This is a genomic window from Aureimonas sp. OT7, from assembly GCF_014844055.1.
In the GTDB taxonomy this organism is placed as follows: Bacteria; Pseudomonadota; Alphaproteobacteria; order Rhizobiales; family Rhizobiaceae; genus Aureimonas; species Aureimonas altamirensis_A.
The window spans coordinates 2292408-2310879 of the sequence record NZ_CP062167.1; the positions used below are offsets into that span (position 1 = coordinate 2292408).

General features: G+C 65.0%; 9 protein-coding genes and 1 tRNA gene. 7 read left to right on the top strand and 3 right to left on the bottom strand.

Annotated elements, in window-relative coordinates:
• Positions 1-64: 64 nt before the first annotated feature.
• A complete protein-coding gene (locus tag IGS74_RS11045) occupies positions 65-520 on the bottom strand; it encodes a carboxymuconolactone decarboxylase family protein (RefSeq protein ID WP_192386171.1) in 456 nt (151 codons plus the stop codon).
• Between the two features lie 332 nt (positions 521-852).
• On the opposite strand from IGS74_RS11045, the gene IGS74_RS11050 reads away from it, so the two are divergent.
• Together IGS74_RS11050 and IGS74_RS11055 are read left to right on the top strand one after the other, a co-directional pair.
• Complete coding sequence (locus tag IGS74_RS11050; RefSeq protein WP_192386172.1) at positions 853-1485, top strand: tyrosine-type recombinase/integrase; 633 nt, start codon at positions 853-855, stop codon at positions 1483-1485.
• A gap of 505 nt (positions 1486-1990) precedes the next feature.
• Positions 1991-7588, top strand: coding sequence for a DUF3320 domain-containing protein (locus IGS74_RS11055; protein ID WP_192386173.1), 5598 nt, complete (start codon positions 1991-1993; stop codon positions 7586-7588).
• A gap of 515 nt (positions 7589-8103) precedes the next feature.
• Here IGS74_RS11055 and IGS74_RS11060 read toward each other — a convergent pair.
• A tRNA-Lys gene (locus IGS74_RS11060) sits at positions 8104-8179 on the bottom strand.
• A 151-nt stretch (positions 8180-8330) separates the two neighbouring features.
• Between IGS74_RS11060 and IGS74_RS11065 the strand changes: the two genes are divergently transcribed.
• From IGS74_RS11065 to glmS, 3 genes are all read left to right on the top strand, one after another.
• Complete coding sequence (locus IGS74_RS11065) at positions 8331-9068, top strand: cytochrome c biogenesis protein CcdA (protein WP_192386174.1); 738 nt, start codon at positions 8331-8333, stop codon at positions 9066-9068.
• Between the two features lie 38 nt (positions 9069-9106).
• The gene (gene glmU / locus IGS74_RS11070; RefSeq protein WP_192386175.1) at positions 9107-10477 is read left to right on the top strand and encodes a bifunctional UDP-N-acetylglucosamine diphosphorylase/glucosamine-1-phosphate N-acetyltransferase GlmU; all 1371 of its coding nucleotides are present in this window, start codon (positions 9107-9109) and stop codon (positions 10475-10477) included.
• 107 nt (positions 10478-10584) lie between these two features.
• Positions 10585-12411, top strand: coding sequence for a glutamine--fructose-6-phosphate transaminase (isomerizing) (glmS, locus tag IGS74_RS11075; protein ID WP_192386176.1), 1827 nt, complete (start codon positions 10585-10587; stop codon positions 12409-12411).
• Here the strand turns inward: glmS and recG are convergent, their stop codons facing one another.
• Positions 12412-14517, bottom strand: a complete 2106-nt coding sequence (recG, locus tag IGS74_RS11080) for an ATP-dependent DNA helicase RecG (protein WP_192386177.1) — start codon at positions 14515-14517, stop codon at positions 12412-12414.
• A 110-nt stretch (positions 14518-14627) separates the two neighbouring features.
• Here recG and IGS74_RS11085 point away from each other — a divergent pair, with 110 nt between their 5' ends.
• Together IGS74_RS11085 and mfd are read left to right on the top strand one after the other, a co-directional pair.
• Positions 14628-14924 carry a succinate dehydrogenase assembly factor 2 gene (locus IGS74_RS11085; RefSeq protein ID WP_192386178.1) on the top strand — a complete coding sequence of 99 codons (297 nt, stop codon included), beginning with the start codon at positions 14628-14630 and terminating at the stop codon, positions 14922-14924.
• Between the two features lie 137 nt (positions 14925-15061).
• On the top strand, positions 15062-18436 hold the full coding sequence (gene mfd, locus IGS74_RS11090; protein WP_246723141.1) for a transcription-repair coupling factor: 3375 nt from the start codon (positions 15062-15064) through the stop codon (positions 18434-18436).
• Positions 18437-18472 lie beyond the last annotated feature (36 nt).

Here is an 18472-nt window from a genome sequence, read left to right on the forward strand (position 1 = left end):
ATGGATTGGCATCTACAGAAGAAGGACGGCGCTGGCGCCGCCCTGGCAGGTAAGACGGATTTGACTAGGCTTTTGCCTGGACCGGGAGGCGGAACGGCGCTCCGAGACGGTTGAACGCGTTCATCGCCGCAATGGTTATCGTCAGGTCAACGAGGTCCTTGGGAGCGAAGGCAGCGCTTGCGGCTGCGTAGGCCTCGTCGGAGGCGTGCGTCTCGCTGACCAGCGTAACCTCCTCCGCCCAGGCGAGAGCGGCGCGGTACTGGTCGGAGAACAGGTGGGGCACCTCGGCCCAGACCGGAACCAGGACCACCTTCTCGAGCGGCATCGTCTTCAGCAGGTCCCGTGTGTGCAGGTCGATGCAGTGCGCGCAGCCGTTGATCTGCGACACGTGCAGGAAGATGAGATGGATCAGCTCATTTGGCAGATCGGTGCTAGTCGTGATGTAGTGGTGGATGCCATAAAGCGCCTTCGCACCCTGCGGTGCCACTTCGTTCCACACCAGCCGCTTGTTCTCGCTCATATTTCGTCCTTGTGCTCGTAACGCCGGGAAGTGACGTTTGAAGGCAGGACGAACAGAGCGATCCGGATGTGACATGCCAGCAGCATTTTCACTCAAATCAGCTCGTATTTGACCCGAACGCATCTACGTTCGCTTCCGATCAAGTTGGGTAGGTCGATGGCCGACTAATGTGGGTCGTAAACGGGCATTGGTAACTTTGCCTGATCAGAAGGCTCTCGACGGCAGCTTTCTGCCGTGCACCTCCTGGAAGCGGACAGTCCGCATTCGACCCTTTCGCTGCCAGTGATCGACAGCGTTTCTCTACCGGCCAATCAAGGCCGAGGAGAACTCACATGGGCCATTCTCAATACGATGACGCTATCCGCGAACGTGCAGCTTGGAATGCAGGCAAGACGGTCGGCACCAAACGTCCGTTCACTCAGAAGCAAATCTGGGCAATTCGCTTTTTCCTCGATCGCGAAAGACGCGTTCGCGACAGAGCGCTGTTCGATCTAGCAATCGACAGCAAGCTCCCCGGCTGTGACCTGGTCAAGATCAGGATCCGCGATGTCGTCGCTGGGCCAGAGATTCGTACTCGCGCAATCGTCGTTCAGCAAAAGACGGGAAGGCCGGTCCAGTTCGAGATTACCAGCGACGTCAGAGCCAGCCTTCAAGCTTGGCTTGAACGCCGAAGAGGTTCCATCGAAGACTATGCGTTCCCTAGCCGCATCGATCACTCCCGCCACATGAGCACTAGGCAGTACGCGCGCCTGGTCGACGAATGGGTGACCGCGATTGGTTTGCGTGCGGAGGAATTTGGAACACACTCGCTTCGTCGCACCAAGGCATCGATGATCTACCGGGCGACTGGCAACATACGCGCCATCCAAATCTTGCTCGGTCACTCCAAGATTGAGAACACTGTTCGATATCTGGGCGTTGACGTGGAGGACGCGCTGCTCTTGGCCGAACGGACCGAGATATGACATTGGGCGGCCATCCGACAAACGCACGGATGGCCGCTGTTGGCATACGGAACGATGGGCTGCGCTGGCTATGGGGGTGGAAAGCCGTCAGTCGGCTTTCGAGCGAAGAGCACTATCATTTGACGTTCCCGTCCTCCGTTCGGAACGGGACACGATGAGGATGCCTGCGGTGAGGATTACCGCCTGCCGATCAGTGTGAAGGCGTCGAGCTTCCTCGGCGTGCGTCGGGGATCGCGCGCGCCCGGTTCCGCGCAACGCTCTCGGCGAACGGAATGTCTGCCTTCGAACGTGAAGTCGAATGCCTTCGGCCTCGAATCGAGGAAAATTCCCGACCAAGGCGCTACTTCTTGCAACGATTTGACAACCTGACTTCGCGACCAATGCGGCCCCCTGGTACTTATCATGTGAGGTTTCGTTAGACGCGCCGAAGTCGCGGAAGCATCTCATCATTGCGGCGACTGCGATCATAAGCTTTATTTCGCAACATTCCGAAATGGGTGTCGCGATGTCAGTTATCGAATCAACCTCGTTGTACCAGAGCGATCTACCGATCGAGCAGAAACTCGAACGTGCTCGAACCGAACTGCTCGACCTCTCAGCACGGAATCGTCTATTGAACGTGCCGCGAATGTCTAAAGCGGCCCGAACGATCGACATCGTCGACGAGCGTTCCGCGGATGTTTACCGCCTGCTCGCGAAGGAAGCGAAGGCGTTCACGTTCGCCGCCGGGCGTCCGGACCGCCCGGGCGTGGAGGGTACGGAGGAGGAAGAGGGCTTGCCCGTTGTCGAACTCGCGCAGCCGGACGAGGCGCACGACGAGGTCGACGAGCAAGGCCGCACCAAGCGGCATGTCGACACAAAGCTTCAGACGCGCATGACCCCGAAAGGACTCCAGAGGCGGCTTCTCGACCTGTACCATGACGCCAGGACGTTGGAGGAGGAGCAGGGCGTTAACGTCCTCTTCCTCGCGCTCGGCATGCTCCGTTGGGTGGATCCGAACAACAAGGAGAACCTTCGGCACGCCCCGCTCGTCCTCGTACCCGTGCGGCTCGAGCGCGGCACTGCGGGCGAGCGCTTCCGCCTGCGGGTGCGGCCGGAGGACCAGACGTCGAACCTGTCGCTCGAGGCCTACCTCGACCGGGTCCACAAACTTCGCCTGCCGACGTTCGAGGGCGGCGACGAGTTCGATCCGGATGCTTACTTCCGCGAGGTTGCCGAAGCCGTCTCGACGAAGGACGACTGGTCGGTCCTCCCCGACGACATCGTTCTTGGGTTCTTCTCGTTTTCTAAATTCCTGATGTACCGGGACCTCGATCCAGAGAACTGGCCCGCGGACGGGCGCATCACCGACCAGTCGACGATCCGGTCGCTGCTGTCCGACGGCTTCGACGCAGGTGAGCCCCTCCTATCGGAGGACGAGCGGATCGACCGCCACATCGACCCAGCGGACATGCTGCACATCGTCGACAGCGACGGGTCGCAGACGCTCGCCGTCCACGATGTCCGCCGTGGCCGCGACCTCGTCATTCAGGGGCCGCCCGGGACGGGCAAGTCCCAGACGATCGCCAACGTGATCGCCTCGGCCGTGGCCGACGGGAAGACCGTCCTGTTCGTCGCGGAGAAGATGGCCGCGCTTGACGTCGTGAAGCGCCGGCTGGACAACGCCGGGGTCGGCGACGCCTGCCTCGAGCTTCACAGCAACAAGGCGAACAAGCGGGGTCTCTTGGAGGAACTGCGCCGGACTTGGGAGCTCGGCTCCCCGCGCGGCGAGTTCCCGTCGAGCCTGGCGGGCAAGCTCCGCGAGGCGCGCGACGTCCTGAACCTCCATGCCGAGCGCATGCACGTGCCGCACGTCGCGTCCGGCCTCACGCCCTACCAAGTGGTCGGGGCGTTGACGAAGCTCAGGCAGGAAGGACAGCGGCCGGTCGACCTGAACCTCGACGGCGCGACGCTCTGGTCGCCCGATGACCTGTCTGCCCGGCGAAGACTCCTCGTGGAGTTGACGCAGCGCGTCGACGAGATCGGCTTGCCCGTCCGTCACCCTTGGCACGGTGTTGGCCTCGACCTTGTCCTGCCGACGACCCTCGAACGGCTGCTGCCGCGCATCGAGGCGCTCCGGTCGGCCGTCGCCGAACTGGAGACCGAATACGCGGAACTAGCTGGGACGCTCGAGCTGGAGCCGAAGCCCGATACGTTCGCGGGGGCAGCCGCGCTGCGCGATCGCGCGGACATCTTGGCCCGTGCGCCCGACCTATGCCCTGAAGCGCTCGGGGCCGCGGCCTGGGGCGACCGGCGCGGGGCGATCGCCGATCTCGTGAGGGCGGGCGCTGACTTCCGAAGGCAGGGCGTGTCCTTGGGCGATGCCGTCCATCCCGCGGCGCTAGGCACGTCCATCGAAGGACTGGAAGCCCAGCTCGCCTGGTTGCCGCGAGACTTTCCGGCGGAGGCGTTCGGCCGGGCCGTCGAGCTCGCCGATCTGCTTCCGCGCTTGCGTGCGGAGGCCAATCGCCTCGCGTCCGAACTGGGTGTCCCAGGCCCGGTCGACACGCTCGCTGCCATCTCCCGCCTCATCACGACGGGCGAGCGCGTGGCGGCCGCACCCGACGCCAGTCCCGAGGCGTTCGCCGCCACCGTCTGGGACCAAGGCGTCGAGCAGGCGGGCGATCTGGCGGAGGCCATGGAGACGCTGGAGCATTCGCGCGCGGCGATGAGCGATCGGATTCTCGACGTCGCCTGGACGACCGAGGTCGCGGCCGCGCGACAGGCGCTGGCGACGAACACCGGGTTCCTGAAGTCGCTGAACGGGGACTACCGCAAGGCAAAGGCGCTGGTCCGCTCCATACTGCGCAATCCCGACATGGCGACGCAGGAGATCATCGAGCTCCTCGACACGCTGATGAAGGGGCAGGCTGCGGCCAAGCGAGTGCGCGACGACGACGCCTTCGGCCGCTCGGCGTTCGGCGCCGACTGGCGGGGCGAGCGCTCGGCGTCCGCGCCTCTCCTCGCGCTCGTCGCCTGGATGCGCACGCTGCGCGGTCTTGGCGCCGAGCCACGGCTCATTGCCGGCCGCCTCGCCGAACGGCAGGTCGTCGGCGAGCACGCTGCACTGGTCCTTCGTCATGTCGACGCCGCCAAGCCTTTGCTCGAAGCGGTGTGGAGGGACCTCGGCTCATCGGCCGGCCCTGCGTTCGACAACGCCGTGTCCGTGGACCGGGCGTCCCTTGACCTCGTTGAGGCCCGGGCACGCAACCTCGCCTGGGCCGATGGCCTCTGCCGAGAGATCATGCGCTCCGTCCCCGAAGCCCTCGCCGACCGCCTCGGTCTCGTCGCGCGCGTCGCGGCGTTGCAGGCCGCAGCCCGGTCGCTCGACGAGCGCGCCGACCTCGGGGGCGAGGCGTTCGGCCCCGTATGGCGCGGCAAGGATTCGGACTGGGACGCGCTCGTGGCGGCCGTCGAGTGGATCGGGGCGCACGGCGACCTTCGGCACCTTGCCGCGCGCCTGCCCGACCGTGCCGCGGTCGCGGAGCGGGCCGGACGGGCCGTCGCCGCGTCCGACACGGCGCAACGCACGCTCGCGGAGGTCGCCTCGTTCCTAATAGCCGACGCCAAGAGCCTGTTCGGTGTCGAAGGCCACGGCGACGTGGCGCTCGCGCGTTGCCATGAACGGATGGAGATTTGGCTCGCCAACGCCGAGCAGCTTTCGAAGTGGGTCTCCTACCGCGATCGGGCGGACCGGGCCCGAACGGACGGCATGTCCGTGTTCGTCGACCACCTTGAGGACGGTCGCCTTTCGACGCCAGAGACGCTTCCATCGTTCGAGATCGCCTACCACGAGGCGATCCTCGACGAACTGATCCGTGCGAACCCCGAGCTTGGCCGCTTCGACGGCAACCTCCATGGCCGGCGGGTCCGCGAGTTCGCCAATCTCGACCGCGAGCGCATCAAGGCTGCCAGCCTGGAGGTCGTGCGCGCCCACCATCGGCGCATCCCGCCGCGCGACGGCGGCGTCGGTCCGGTTGGCATCCTGCGTGGTGAGATGGCGAAACGCAGCCGTCACATGCCGATCCGCCAGCTCATGCAGAGGGCGGCGCCTGCAGTACAGGCGCTGAAGCCCGTCATGATGATGAGCCCACTCTCGGTTGCCCAGTTCCTGACGCCAGGCAAGCTGTCCTTCGACCTTCTCGTCATGGACGAGGCGTCGCAGATCCAGCCTGTCGATGCATTGGGCGCGATCGCCCGCGCCGGGCAGGTCGTCGTGGTCGGCGACGAACGCCAGCTCCCGCCGACCAAATTTTTCTCAAAGATGACGGGAGGCGCCGAGGACGACGATGACGAGGAGGGTGCGCAGGTCGCCGACATCGAGAGCATCCTCGGGCTGTTCACGGCCCGTGGGCTGCCGCAGCGCATGCTGCGGTGGCACTACCGCAGTCGTCACCAGTCGCTGATCGCCGTTTCCAACACGCAATTTTACCAGAACAAGCTCTTCATCGTGCCGAGCCCCTATACGGCCGAAGCCGGGATGGGGCTCCGCTTCCACCACGTGCCCGACGGCGTCTTCGATTCCGGTGGGACATCGGTGAACGCCGTCGAGGCGAGGATTGTCGCCGAGGCGGTCATAAGGCATGCCAAAACGAACCCCGGGCAATCGCTCGGCGTTGCGTGCTTCTCCGTGTCCCAAAGGCGAGCGATCCAGGACGAGGTCGAACTCCTCCGCCGCCTGAACCCAGATACCGAGGAGTTCTTCCACGCCCATGCCTCAGAGCCGTTCTTCGTCAAGAACCTCGAGAATGTGCAGGGCGACGAGCGCGACGTGATCATGATCTCCGTCGGCTACGCCAAGAACGCCCAAGGGTACATGGCCATGCGGTTCGGCCCACTCGGAGCGCAAGGCGGCGAGCGACGTCTGAACGTACTCATCTCCCGCGCCAAGCGGCGCTGCGAGGTCTACGCCTCGATCACCGATGAGGACATTGACCTCGAGCGCGGCAAGGGCGCGGGCATCTTCGCGTTCAAACTCTTCCTCCACTACGCGAGGACCGGACGGCTCTCGATCGCTCAAGCGAGCGAGCGCAACATGGACAGCGTCTTCGAGGAGCAAATAGCGACCGCACTTCAGGCGAAGGGTTACCAGGTCCATCCACAGGTCGGCATAGCCGGGTTCTTCGTCGATCTTGCCGTATCCGATCCGGAGTGGCCCGGACGCTACCTCATCGGCATCGAGTGCGACGGCGCATCCTACCACGCGTCGAGGTCTGCCCGGGACCGGGACCGTTTGCGGCAATCGGTTCTCGAGGACCATGGCTGGATCATCCATCGGATCTGGAGCACCGACTGGTTCCAGCGGCCGCAGGAACAGCTCGAAAGAACGGTCGCCGCGATCGAGGCCGCGAAGGCCGAATTGGACGAGCGGATGGAGCGGGGCCTGGCTTCCCACCGCGCGGTGCCGATCGAGATCGTCACGGTAGATCGCGGCGAGGTCACCGAGGTCGGTCTCGGCGACACCGTTCCCGAGGGTCGCGCGGCCCCTATAGCCTACATCGAGGCCACGCTGACGCGCCCTGGATCATACGAGTTGCACGAGACCCCCGTCGGGACCATGGCAGACCTCGTGACGCAGGTCGTCCAGGTCGAGTCCCCAGTCCACGTCGACGAGGTCGTCGCCCGCATCCGCGACGCCTTTAAGCTCCAGCGCGCCGGCGCTCGGATCCAGGCCGCCGTCGAACAGGGCATCGCACGCGCCGTCGCCCACCTCGGGATCGTGCGTCAAGGAGCGTTTCTCGCGTTGGCGGATGCCGAAGCGACCGTCCGCAACCGGCGCGACGCGCTGTCGCTCGGCTTGCGGAAGCCCGAGTCCTTGCCTCCGGCCGAACTCCAGGTCGGCGTCATGCGCATCGTGACCGACAACTTCGGGGCGACTGACGACGAGGTCGCGGGAACACTTTCTCGCCAGCTCGGTTTCAAGGCGACCAGCGCACAGCTCCGCTCCGTCATAAACGCCGCTATCAAGGCTCTGTTGGGGGAGGGGCGGTTGCAACGCCGCGACCAAATGCTCGTAGCGTCGGCTCCGGTCGCACCGGACGATGTGGCTACGGAGGCAGGCTAGCACGGCTAGCAAGGGTGTTTCAGGGACGTTTGCCGCCGCACCGGCGAACTTCCTACCTGCCTTGAACCAAGTCCGTTAGGAGTAACCAGTCACGAGGCTTGTTCCTCGAAAGGCTCGAACCGTTCGAGACCGAACGGTCGGAGGCTGTCGATACCTCTGGGTGCGAAGATCAGCGTCCCCCACTCGGTAAGGAGCGACGTGTCCGTCGCTTGCTCGACTAAGCTTTCCGTTCAAGCCAGCGTCGCTGAGCCTCCGACAGTTTCTTCACCGATAACGCTCACCCACCCGACTCGGACTGCACCTTTACAATCACACTCCACACATTCACGCACGTTGCACGCAGCCTAACCGCACGCCGCTGGAGGATCGCGCATCGTCATCAAATGCTGTAAAGATTCACGGAGTACGATTTGCTACAGCCGTGGCCGCTGGAACCCCACCGGAACCCCGGTTGGTTTTTCGAGGCATTTATCACTTATCTTGCCTCGAAAAACTCAATGATTTCAGGTGTTTCATGGTGAGCGCGGTGGGGCTCGAACCCACGACCCCATGATTAAAAGTCACGTGCTCTACCAACTGAGCTACGCGCTCACAACGCGTCAAACGAGTCGCGGAAACGGGCGGACCATAAGCATGGCCGCCTGATGCGTCAATGCCCAGTTTGCTATGCCTGCAAACCGGTTTGCGTGGGGCGGGCAGGCGCGATAAGAACGCCTCGTAATCCAAGGAAGACGGCGTGCCGATGCTGGAACTGTCATACCCAACAGCCGTGCTGGCCGGCGCGCTCTCGTTCCTTTCGCCCTGCGTGCTGCCTCTTGTGCCTCCTTATCTGTGCTACATGGCGGGGGTGTCTGCCGACGACCTTCGGGCCGGCCACACGGCCTCGGCGCGCGTACAGGGCCGGGTGGTGGCCAGCGCCGCGGTTTTCGTGCTCGGCTTCTCGAGCGTCTTCATCGCGCTGGGCGCCGGCGCCTCCAGCATCGGCCAGATCGTGCGGCAGAACCTCGATTGGCTGGGCGTCCTGGCGGGCGTCGCGATCATCGTCATGGGCCTCAACTTCCTCGGCGTCTTCCGGCTTTCCTTCCTGTCGCGAGAGATGCGCGTGGCCGCGCCGGACAAGCCACGCAGCTTCTGGGGCGCCTACCTGATGGGCCTCGCCTTCGCCTTCGGGTGGACACCATGCATCGGCCCCGTACTGGGCGCCATACTGGGGCTGGCCGGTGCGCAACAGACGGTGGGCCAGGGTGCGGTCCTGCTTGGCTTCTATTCGGCGGGCCTCGGTATTCCGTTCGTTCTGGCGGCCGCGTTTTCCGGTGTGTTCCTGCGCGGGCTCGGACGTTTCCGCGCCTATTACGGGACCGTCGAGAGGGCCATGGGCGGCCTTCTCGTCGTCACCGGCATTCTTTTCCTTACCGGCGGCATGCAAACCATGGCTTTCTGGCTGCTGGAAACCTTCCCTGCGCTGCAGATGATCGGCTAAATCACGATGTGCCGCCGCCGACCGACGAATGGATGCTCATGACCAGGACCTGCCTCACCATCATCCTTGCTGCCGGTGAAGGTACGCGAATGAAATCCGGCCGCGCCAAGGTGCTGCACCCGGTGGCCGGATTACCGCTCGTCTGCCATGTAGCCGCCGCTGCCGACAAGGCCGGCGCCGACGCCATCGCGCTGGTCACGGGCCGGGATGCCGAGGCCGTGGAAGCGGCGGTTGCCGTTCATCACGGCGACGTCCAGTCCTTCCGGCAGGTCGAGCGGCTCGGCACGGCCCATGCCGTTCTTGCCGCCGAACCGCAGATAGAACAGGGCTATGACGATATCCTCGTCCTGTTCGGGGATACGCCCCTGCTGACGCCCGGCAGCCTGGTCAAGGCGCGGGCGCAACTGGCCGATGGGGCCGGCGTGGTCGTCTTCGGCTTTCATACTGAAAACCCCACGGGTTACGGGCGACTGGTAACCGAGAATGGCGAGCTGGTCGCCATCCGCGAGGAAAAGGATGCATCGCCGGACGAGAGGGCAATCACCTTCTGCAATGGTGGGTTGATGGCGCTGGACGGGCGTCGCGTCGCCCCGCTGCTGCGACGGATCGGCAATCGGAATGCCAAGGGCGAGTATTACCTGACCGACATCGTGGCGCTGGCGCGCGAGGCGGGCGAACGCGTCGTTGCCATGGAGACCGAGGAAAGCGAATTGGAGGGAGTCAACGATCGTGCCGATCTGGCTTCGGTCGAGGCGGCATGGCAGGCGCGGCGGCGCCAGGAGGTGATGGAAGCCGGGGTAACGATGATCGATCCCGCCACGGTCTTCCTGTCCTTCGATACGCGGATCGGACCCGACTGCGTCCTGGAGCCGAATGTCTTCTTTGGCCCGGGTGTGTCGGTCGGGCCGGGATGCACCATCCATGCCTTCTGCCACATCGAGGGCGCCACGCTTGCGGGCCATTCGCAGATCGGGCCCTTCGCGCGGCTGCGTCCCGGCACCGAACTGGCGGACGAAACGAAGGTCGGGAATTTCTGCGAAACGAAGAATGCCAGGGTCGAGCGCGGCGCGAAGATCAACCACCTGTCCTATATCGGTGATGCACGCGTCGGTGCGCAGGCCAATATCGGTGCCGGCACGATCACCTGCAACTATGACGGCGCCTTGAAGCATCATACCGACATCGGTGCCGAAACCTTCATCGGCTCCAATTCCTCGCTGGTGGCCCCGATATCGATCGGCGACGGGGCCTATGTCGCCTCGGGAAGCGTCCTGACCGAGGACGTGCCGGCCGATGCCCTGGCCTTCGGACGTGCGCGGCAGGTGGTGAAGGATGGGCGGGGCCTGGCCATCCGCCAGCGCAACGCCGCCGCCAAGGCCGCGCGCAAGGCGGAAAAGCAGCCCGGTTGAGCGCCTTCGCGCGGCGACACGATCGGACATCAAAATTGACACCCCTCGCGCGCCGCTTCGGCTAAAGCTGCATCAGAGCGTATCGCGTCGGTCTCCGGAGCTATCCCATGTGCGGCATCATCGGCATCATCAGCAACCAGCCCGTCGCCGGGCGCCTCGTCGACTCCCTCAAGCGCCTCGAATATCGCGGCTATGACTCGGCCGGTATCGCGACGTTGGATGGCGGTCGCCTGGATCGTCGGCGCGCCGAGGGCAAGCTCCGCAACCTTGAAGGGCGGCTGGGCGAAAACCCCTTGCCGGGGACGATCGGCATCGGCCACACGCGCTGGGCCACGCACGGGGCGGCCACGGAGGCGAATGCGCATCCGCACGCATCCGGGCCGGTCTGCGTCGTCCACAACGGCATCATCGAGAATTTTCGCGAGCTCAAGAACGAGCTGATCGCCGATGGCTTCACCTTCGAGAGCGAGACGGACACCGAGATCGTCGCCGTGATGGTGGCCCGCGAGTTGAAGAAGGGCGTCGCGCCGCAGGAGGCCGTTGCGCGCATCCTGCCAAGGCTGGAAGGCGCATTCGCCCTGGCCTTCCTGTTCGAGGGCCAGGAAAACCTCCTGATCGGAGCACGGCTGGGTAGTCCGCTCGCCGTGGGCTCCGGCGAGGGGGAGATGTTCCTTGGCTCCGATGCCATCGCCCTGTCGCCCTTTACCGATACGGTGCGCTACCTGAATGACGGTGACTGGGTCGTGCTGGGCCACGACCGCGCCGAAATCTTCGACGCTGAAAACCGGCCCGTGGATCGTCCGGTGCGCCAGGCGGTGGGCAAAAGCTTCAATGTCGACAAGGGCAACTACCGCCACTTCATGCAGAAGGAGATGTTCGAGCAACCGGAAGTCATCTCCCACACCCTCGGCGCCTATGTCGACATGGCAAGCGGGCGGACACGCCTGCCGGCCAATGCCGACATAGACTTCTCCAAGGTCGGACGGATCGCCTTGTCGGCCTGCGGGACGGGATATTATGCGGCATTGGTCGGCCGCTATTACTTCGAGCGTTACGCCCGTATCGCCTGCGACCTCGATGTCGCCTCCGAGTTCCGCTACCGCGAAAGCCCGCTGGACGGCATCGACCTCGCTCTCTTCATTTCCCAGTCCGGCGAGACAGCCGATACGCTGGCCTCGCTTCGCTACGCGAAATCGCAGGGCGTAAGCGCCGCCGCCATCGTGAATGTGCCGGAATCGACCATTGCGCGCGAAGCCGATGTCGTGTGGCCAACGCTTGCCGGACCGGAAATCGGCGTTGCCTCCACCAAGGCGTTCACCTGCCAGCTTACGGCCCTGGCTGCCCTGGCTATCCGCGCCGGGGTGGCGCGCGGCGTCATCGATAGTGCGCATGAACTCGAATTGACCCGCCAGTTGATGGAAGTGCCGCGGCTGGTGAATGAGGCATTGGCGCTGGAGCCGGAGATCGAGATGCTCGGCCAGGAGCTGGCGGGCAAGCGACATGCCCTGTATCTCGGCCGTGGATTTTCGTTTCCGCTGGCAATGGAGGGTGCCCTGAAGCTAAAGGAAATCAGCTACATACACGCTGAAGGTTATGCGGCAGGTGAACTGAAGCACGGGCCCATCGCCCTGATCGACGAGACGATGGATGTGGTGGTGATTGCCCCGCATGACCGCGTCTTCGACAAGACGGTGTCCAACATGCAGGAGGTTGCGGCGCGCGGCGGGCGAATTCTCCTCATCACCGATGCGCCCGGGGCGGAGGCCGGCGCAATGCGCGGCCTGCGCACGCTGATCCTGCCGGTCATGCCGGAAATCCTGACACCCATCGTCTATGCGGTGCCGTTGCAGATGCTGGCCTATCATACGGCCGTGCAGATGGGCACCGATGTCGACCAGCCGCGAAACCTCGCAAAGTCGGTCACGGTGGAGTAGTCAGCCGGAGCGCAGCAGGCGCACCGCCTCGTCCTTGCCGAACAGGTACAGCAGCGCGCGGATGGCCTGTCCGCGCGGCGAGGATAATTCCGGGTCCTGCGCCAGAAGCAGGCGGGCGTCGTCGCGGGCGATCTCCATAAGGGCGGAATGCGTGTCCAGGCGGGCGATGCGAAAGCTCTGCATGCCGGATTGACGCGTACCGAGGATGTCGCCTTCGCCCCTCAGCCGCAGGTCTTCCTCCGCTATCCGGAATCCATCTTCCGTTTCGCGCATGATGGCCAGCCTGGCATGCGCCGTCTGCCCAAGCGGCCCGCGGTAAAGAAGAACGCAGGTCGAGGCGCGCCTTCCACGGCCGACGCGTCCGCGCAACTGGTGCAGTTGCGACAGGCCGAAACGCTCGGCATGCTCGATGACGATGATGGAGGCCTCCGGCACGTCGACACCGACCTCGATCACCGTTGTCGCCACGATCAGCTTCGTATCGCCAGCCTTGAAAGCTGCCATCGCGGCGTCTTTCTCGTCGCCGCCCATCTGGCCATGGACGAGCCCGACCGTATCGCCGAACCAGCTTTTCAACGTCTCGTGCCGCTCCTGTGCGGCGGTGAGGTCGCTTTTTTCCGATTCCTCGACCAGCGGGCAGACCCAATAGACCCGGTCGCCGCCATCCATGGCCTTGCCGATGCGCTGCACGATCTCGCCGATCCGTTCGGTTGACACGGCGACGGTGGCGATGGGCAGGCGGCCGGCCGGCTTGCCCGTCAGCCGGGACACATCCATGTCGCCGAAAGCCGCCAGTACGAGCGTGCGCGGGATCGGCGTCGCGGTCATGACCAGAAGATCGGGCGCAGTGCCCTTGCGGGTGAGTTGCAGGCGTTGATGGACGCCGAAGCGATGCTGCTCGTCCACGACGACGAGGCCGAGATTGCCATAGGCGACATCCGCCTGGAACAGCGCGTGCGTTCCGACGACGATGTCGACTGTCCCATCCGCGATGGCCTGTAGCTTGCGCTCGCGGGCCTTGCCGTTGTCGCGCCCCGTCAGAAGCGCGATCGACAGGCCAGCCTTGGCGCAGATCGCCTCCAGGCCGGCAAAGTGCTGGCGGGCGAGGATCTCGGTTGGCGCCAGCAATGCCGATTGTGCGCCGGATTCGCGCGCGGCGGCCATTGCCATCAGGGCGACGACCGTCTTGCCGGCGCCGACATCGCCTTGCAGAAGCCGCAGCATCCTGTCGGGTGCGCCCATGTCGGCGTAGATCTCGTCCAGCGCGGTGGTCTGGGCATCCGTCAGCTTGAAGGGTAGAGCGCCAAGGACGCGCGCACGAAGCGCGCCATCGCCGCCGAGGCGTTGGCCGGGCAGCTTGCGCATACGCTGGCGTGACAGGGCCAGCGCCATCTGGCTGGCCAGGAATTCGTCATAAGCGAGGCGTTGGAAGGCCGGGCTTACCGGTTCGGCATGGGCAGGGGTTTCCGGGTTGTGGATCTGCAGCAACGCCTCGGCGAAGGCGGGAAGGCGCAGGCGCGCCAAGGTTTGCGGCTCTATCCATTCATCCAGCGGCGGAACACCCGTCAGTGCCGCCTCGATCGCCTTGCGCAGCGTGCGCGGCGATAGCCCGGCCGTCATCGGATAGACCGGTTCCACCAGCGCCAGATGGTCGGCCTCGTCCAGCGGCGCGACGAAATCCGGATGGACCATGGACGGGCGGCCGTTGAAGCGGTCGACCTTGCCGGAGACGAGAACCTCGGTATCCAGTGGCAGCAGTTTTTCGATCCACGGGCGGTTCGGCCGGAAATAGGTGAGGGTGATCTCGCCGGTCTCGTCGCTGGCCAGGATCCGGGCAGGCTGGTTGCCGCCTTTGCCACCGGGAAAGAAGTGCCGCGTCACGCGCAGCGCCAGGCTGACGATCTCGCCCTCCGGGGCGTCGACGACGGCAACGCGCTTTCGCCGGTCGATGACGCCGGCGGGAAGGTGAAAAAGAAGGTCACGGACGCGTGCATCGCCGCCGCCCGACGGCGCGACAAGGCCGGCCATGACGGCAGCGACCTTGGGCCCGACGCCGGGCAGGCTCGTGATGGGCGCGAAAAGAGGGTCCAAAGCGGAAGGGCGCATGCCTTTCCATGACCCCGGCAGGCCGCAGATGCAAGCGCCGGGCTTTCCGTTTGCATCCGCGATGCCCTATATGTGCGCGCTCGTGCTGCAAGGAGCCGCAAGGAAAGACGATGACAGGGACCGGCCGTACATCCAGCGATCTAGACCCGCGCAGGCGCAAGGTGCTCTTCCGCTCCTGGCATCGTGGCACGCGCGAGATGGACCTGGTGTTGGGCCGCTTTGCCGACGCCGAGATCGACCGGTTGAGCGACGACGAACTGACCGTCTACGAGGCGCTCATCGATGCGCCCGACCGGGAAATCTTCTCGTGGATCACGGGCACCGAGGCGACCCCGGCCGAATTCGATACGCCGGTGTTCCGGCGCATCCGTGATTTCTATGCCCTGCCGGAGAGCGACGCGCGATGAGCCAGCCGGCCGATCTCAAGAAGCGGCTGTCCAGGGACGGCGCGCTGACCATCGGCAACGTGCTGGATGGCTATGTGCCCTTCATTCTGGCCGAGATTGCGCGCCACCGGGGCGGCGATCGGCCCATCGTCTTCGTCATGCGCGATGGCGGCTCCATGGGAGAGGTCGAGGACGCCCTGCGCTTCGTCGCTCCGGATCTGCCCGTTCTGACGCTGCCCGCCTGGGACTGCCTTCCATACGACCGCGTCGGCCCGTCTTCGGGCACGGCGGCCACCCGCCTTGCCGCAATGACGGCCATCGGCGAATTGCGGACCCAGCCGCACCGCGCCGTGATCCTGACGACGGCGAACGCCCTTCTGCAACGCATGCCGCCGCTGGCCACGCTGATGGAAGAGACGATCCGCGCCAAGGCCAGCGCCCGCGTGCCGATGAACCGCATCGTCGATGCGCTGCAACTGGGCGGCTTCGAGCGTGTGACCACCGTCCGCGAGGCCGGCGAGTTTGCAGTGCGCGGCGGCATACTGGACCTGTATGCCCCCGGCGAGGACGAGCCCGTGCGTCTTGATTTCTTCGGCGATACGCTGGAGACGATCCGCAGCTTCGACCCCGCCACGCAGCGCAGTACCGGCACCCGCAAGACATTCGAGCTCGCGCCGGTGTCCGAAGTTTCCCTGCGTGAGGAATCGATCTCGCGGTTCCGCAGCAATTACGTGCGAAGGTTCGGTGCACCCTCGCGGGAGGATGGGCTCTACGCATCCATCTCCGAGGGCAAGCGTTTCGCCGGCATGGAACATTGGCTGCCGCTCTTCTACGAACGGCTCGAGACCATGTTCGATTATGTGGACGGGTTTCCGCTCGTACTCGACCATCTGTTGACCGAGGCCGCGGGCGAGCGTCGAAAGCTGATCGACGACTATTACGAGGCGCGGCGCCGATCCATCGCCGCCGAGAGCGCCGGGGGCGTGCCGTACAACCCCATCGCACCGGACGAATTGTACCTTCCGATGGACGAGTTGACCGACCGGATCGCCGCTGCCGGGCCGGTGCGCCTGTCGGCCTATGCACAGAGCGACGCCGGGGGCGCCGATACGCTGAACCTCGACGTGACGCGCGGCCGCACCTTCGCAGGGGAACGCCAGGCGGGCGATGTCAACGTGTTTTCAGCCGCGGTGGAGCATATCTCGCGGCTGCGCGCAGACGGCAAACAGGTGATCCTGGCCGCCTGGACCGAAGGGTCGCGCGATCGGCTCACGCAGATCGTGGAAGAGCACGGGCTGGGCAACATCAAGCCCGTCGACACGCTGAGCCAAGCTCTGGAAATCGGCCGGAACACGGTCGCCACCGCCGTTCTCGGGGTGGAAGCCGGTTTCGAAACCCAGCGCATCGCCGTTGTCGGCGAGCAGGACATATTGGGCGACAGGCTGATCCGCCGCGCGCGGCGGCGCAAGCGCGGTTCTGATTTCATCAGTGAGGTCTCGGGCCTTGCCGAAGGCGACATCGTCGTTCACGTCGATCATGGCATCGGGCGCTTCGTGGGCCTGCGCACGATCGAGGCGGCCGGCGCCCCCCATGACTGCGTCGAACTGCGCTACGCCGGAGACGACCGGCTGTTCCTGCCGGTCGAGAATATCGAGCTTCTCTCGCGCTATGGAGGCGAGGGGTCGGAAGCCAACCTCGACAAGCTCGGGGGGGGCGCATGGCAGGCGCGCAAGGCCAAGCTCAAGCGGCGGCTCCTGGACATGGCGGGGGAACTCATTCGCATCGCCGCCGTGCGCCAGACACGCGGCGCACCCAAGCTGGTGCCGCCCGAAGGGCTTTGGGACGAATTCCAGGCGCGTTTCCCCTATGAGGAAACGGACGACCAGCTTGGCGCCATCGAGGCGGTGGCCGAAGACCTTGGCGCCGGCCGGCCGATGGACCGTCTCGTCTGCGGCGATGTGGGCTTCGGCAAGACGGAGGTCGCTTTGCGGGCGGCCTTCATTGCCGCCATGAACGGGCTGCAGGTCGCCGTGGTGGTTCCGACGACGCTTCTGTCCCGCCAGCACTACAAGACATTCACGGAGCGATTTCGCGGCCTACCGCTGACCGTGTCGCAAGCCTCGCGGCTGGTGACCGGCAAGGAGCTGGCGGCGACGAAGAAGGCAATCCATGAGGGAACGGTCGACATCGTGGTCGGAACCCATGCCCTTTTGGGAAAATCAATCGATTTCAAGAATCTCGGTCTGCTGATCATCGACGAGGAGCAGCATTTCGGCGTCAAGCACAAGGAACGGCTGAAGGAACTGAAGTCGGACATCCACGTGCTGACGCTGTCGGCAACGCCGATCCCGCGCACGCTGCAGCTGGCGCTGACCGGCGTTCGCGAACTGTCCCTCATCACGACGCCGCCGGTGGACCGGATGGCGGTGCGCACCTTTGTCTCGCCCTTCGATCCGCTCGTCGTGCGCGAGACGCTCCTGCGTGAGCGCTATCGCGGCGGACAGAGCTTCTATGTGGCGCCCCGCCTGTCGGACCTTGCCGGTATCAAGGAGTTCCTGGACGAGCAGGTCCCGGAGTTGAAGGTGGCCGTGGCGCATGGGCAGATGCCGGCCGGCGAACTCGACGACGTCATGAACGCCTTCTACGAAGGGCAGTACGACGTGCTGCTGTCCACGACCATCGTGGAGTCGGGCCTCGATATCCCGACAGCCAACACCATGATCGTGCATCGCGCCGACATGTTCGGCCTTGCGCAACTCTACCAGTTGCGAGGGCGCGTCGGCCGCTCGAAGCAGCGCGCCTACGCGCTCATGACCATTCCGGCAAACAAGACGCCGACGGCCGGGGCGGATCGGCGCTTGAAGGTGCTGCAGTCCCTGGACACGCTGGGCGCCGGCTTCCAGCTTGCCAGCCACGATCTGGACCAGCGCGGCGCAGGTAATATCCTGGGCGAGGAACAGAGCGGCCATGTCAAGGAAGTCGGTTTCGAACTCTACCAGCAGATGCTGGAAGAGGCCGTCGCCGAAATGAAAGGCGAGGAGCCGGAGACGAATGGCATGTGGTCGCCGCAGATCACGCTCGGCACCGCGGTCATGATTCCCGAAAGCTACGTGCCCGACCTGCAATTGCGCATGACCCTGTATCGACGGCTGGCGGACCTGACCGACGCCAAGGAGATCGACGCGTTCGGCGCCGAGTTGATCGATCGGTTCGGCCCGCTTCCCCCGGAGGTGGACCATCTGCTCAAGGTAGTCTTCATCAAGGCGCTGTGCCGCAAGGCCAATGTCGAGAAACTGGATGCAGGGCCCAAGGGCGTCGTCGTGCAGTTCCGCGACAAGAACTTCGCCAATCCGGCTGCGCTGGTGCGCTTTATCGGAGAGCAGGGCGTGTCCGCCAAGATCCGGCCCGACCAGTCCATCGTCTTCATGCGGGATTGGCCGAAACCGGAACAGCGGCTCAACGGTGCCGCGGTCATCGCCACGCAACTGGCGCGCATGGTCGACAAGGCTCCCGAAGCCGCGAAGGCCGGATAAGACGAAAAACGGCAGGCGCTTTCAGGCGCCTGCCGC

Bases quoted from the DNA above. Each gene is read 5' to 3' on its own strand.
- mfd (WP_246723141.1), top strand. From the start codon at position 15,062: ATGCGCGATGGCGGCTCCATGGGAGAGGTCGAGGACGCCCTGCGCTTC.
- IGS74_RS11055 (WP_192386173.1), top strand. From the start codon at position 1,991: ATGTCAGTTATCGAATCAACCTCGTTGTACCAGAGCGATCTACCGATC.
- IGS74_RS11085 (WP_192386178.1), top strand. From the start codon at position 14,628: ATGACAGGGACCGGCCGTACATCCAGCGATCTAGACCCGCGCAGGCGC.
- IGS74_RS11045 (WP_192386171.1), bottom strand. From the start codon at position 520: ATGAGCGAGAACAAGCGGCTGGTGTGGAACGAAGTGGCACCGCAGGGT.
- glmS (WP_192386176.1), top strand. From the start codon at position 10,585: ATGTGCGGCATCATCGGCATCATCAGCAACCAGCCCGTCGCCGGGCGC.
- IGS74_RS11065 (WP_192386174.1), top strand. From the start codon at position 8,331: ATGCTGGAACTGTCATACCCAACAGCCGTGCTGGCCGGCGCGCTCTCG.
- IGS74_RS11050 (WP_192386172.1), top strand. From the start codon at position 853: ATGGGCCATTCTCAATACGATGACGCTATCCGCGAACGTGCAGCTTGG.
- glmU (WP_192386175.1), top strand. From the start codon at position 9,107: ATGACCAGGACCTGCCTCACCATCATCCTTGCTGCCGGTGAAGGTACG.
- recG (WP_192386177.1), bottom strand. From the start codon at position 14,517: ATGCGCCCTTCCGCTTTGGACCCTCTTTTCGCGCCCATCACGAGCCTG.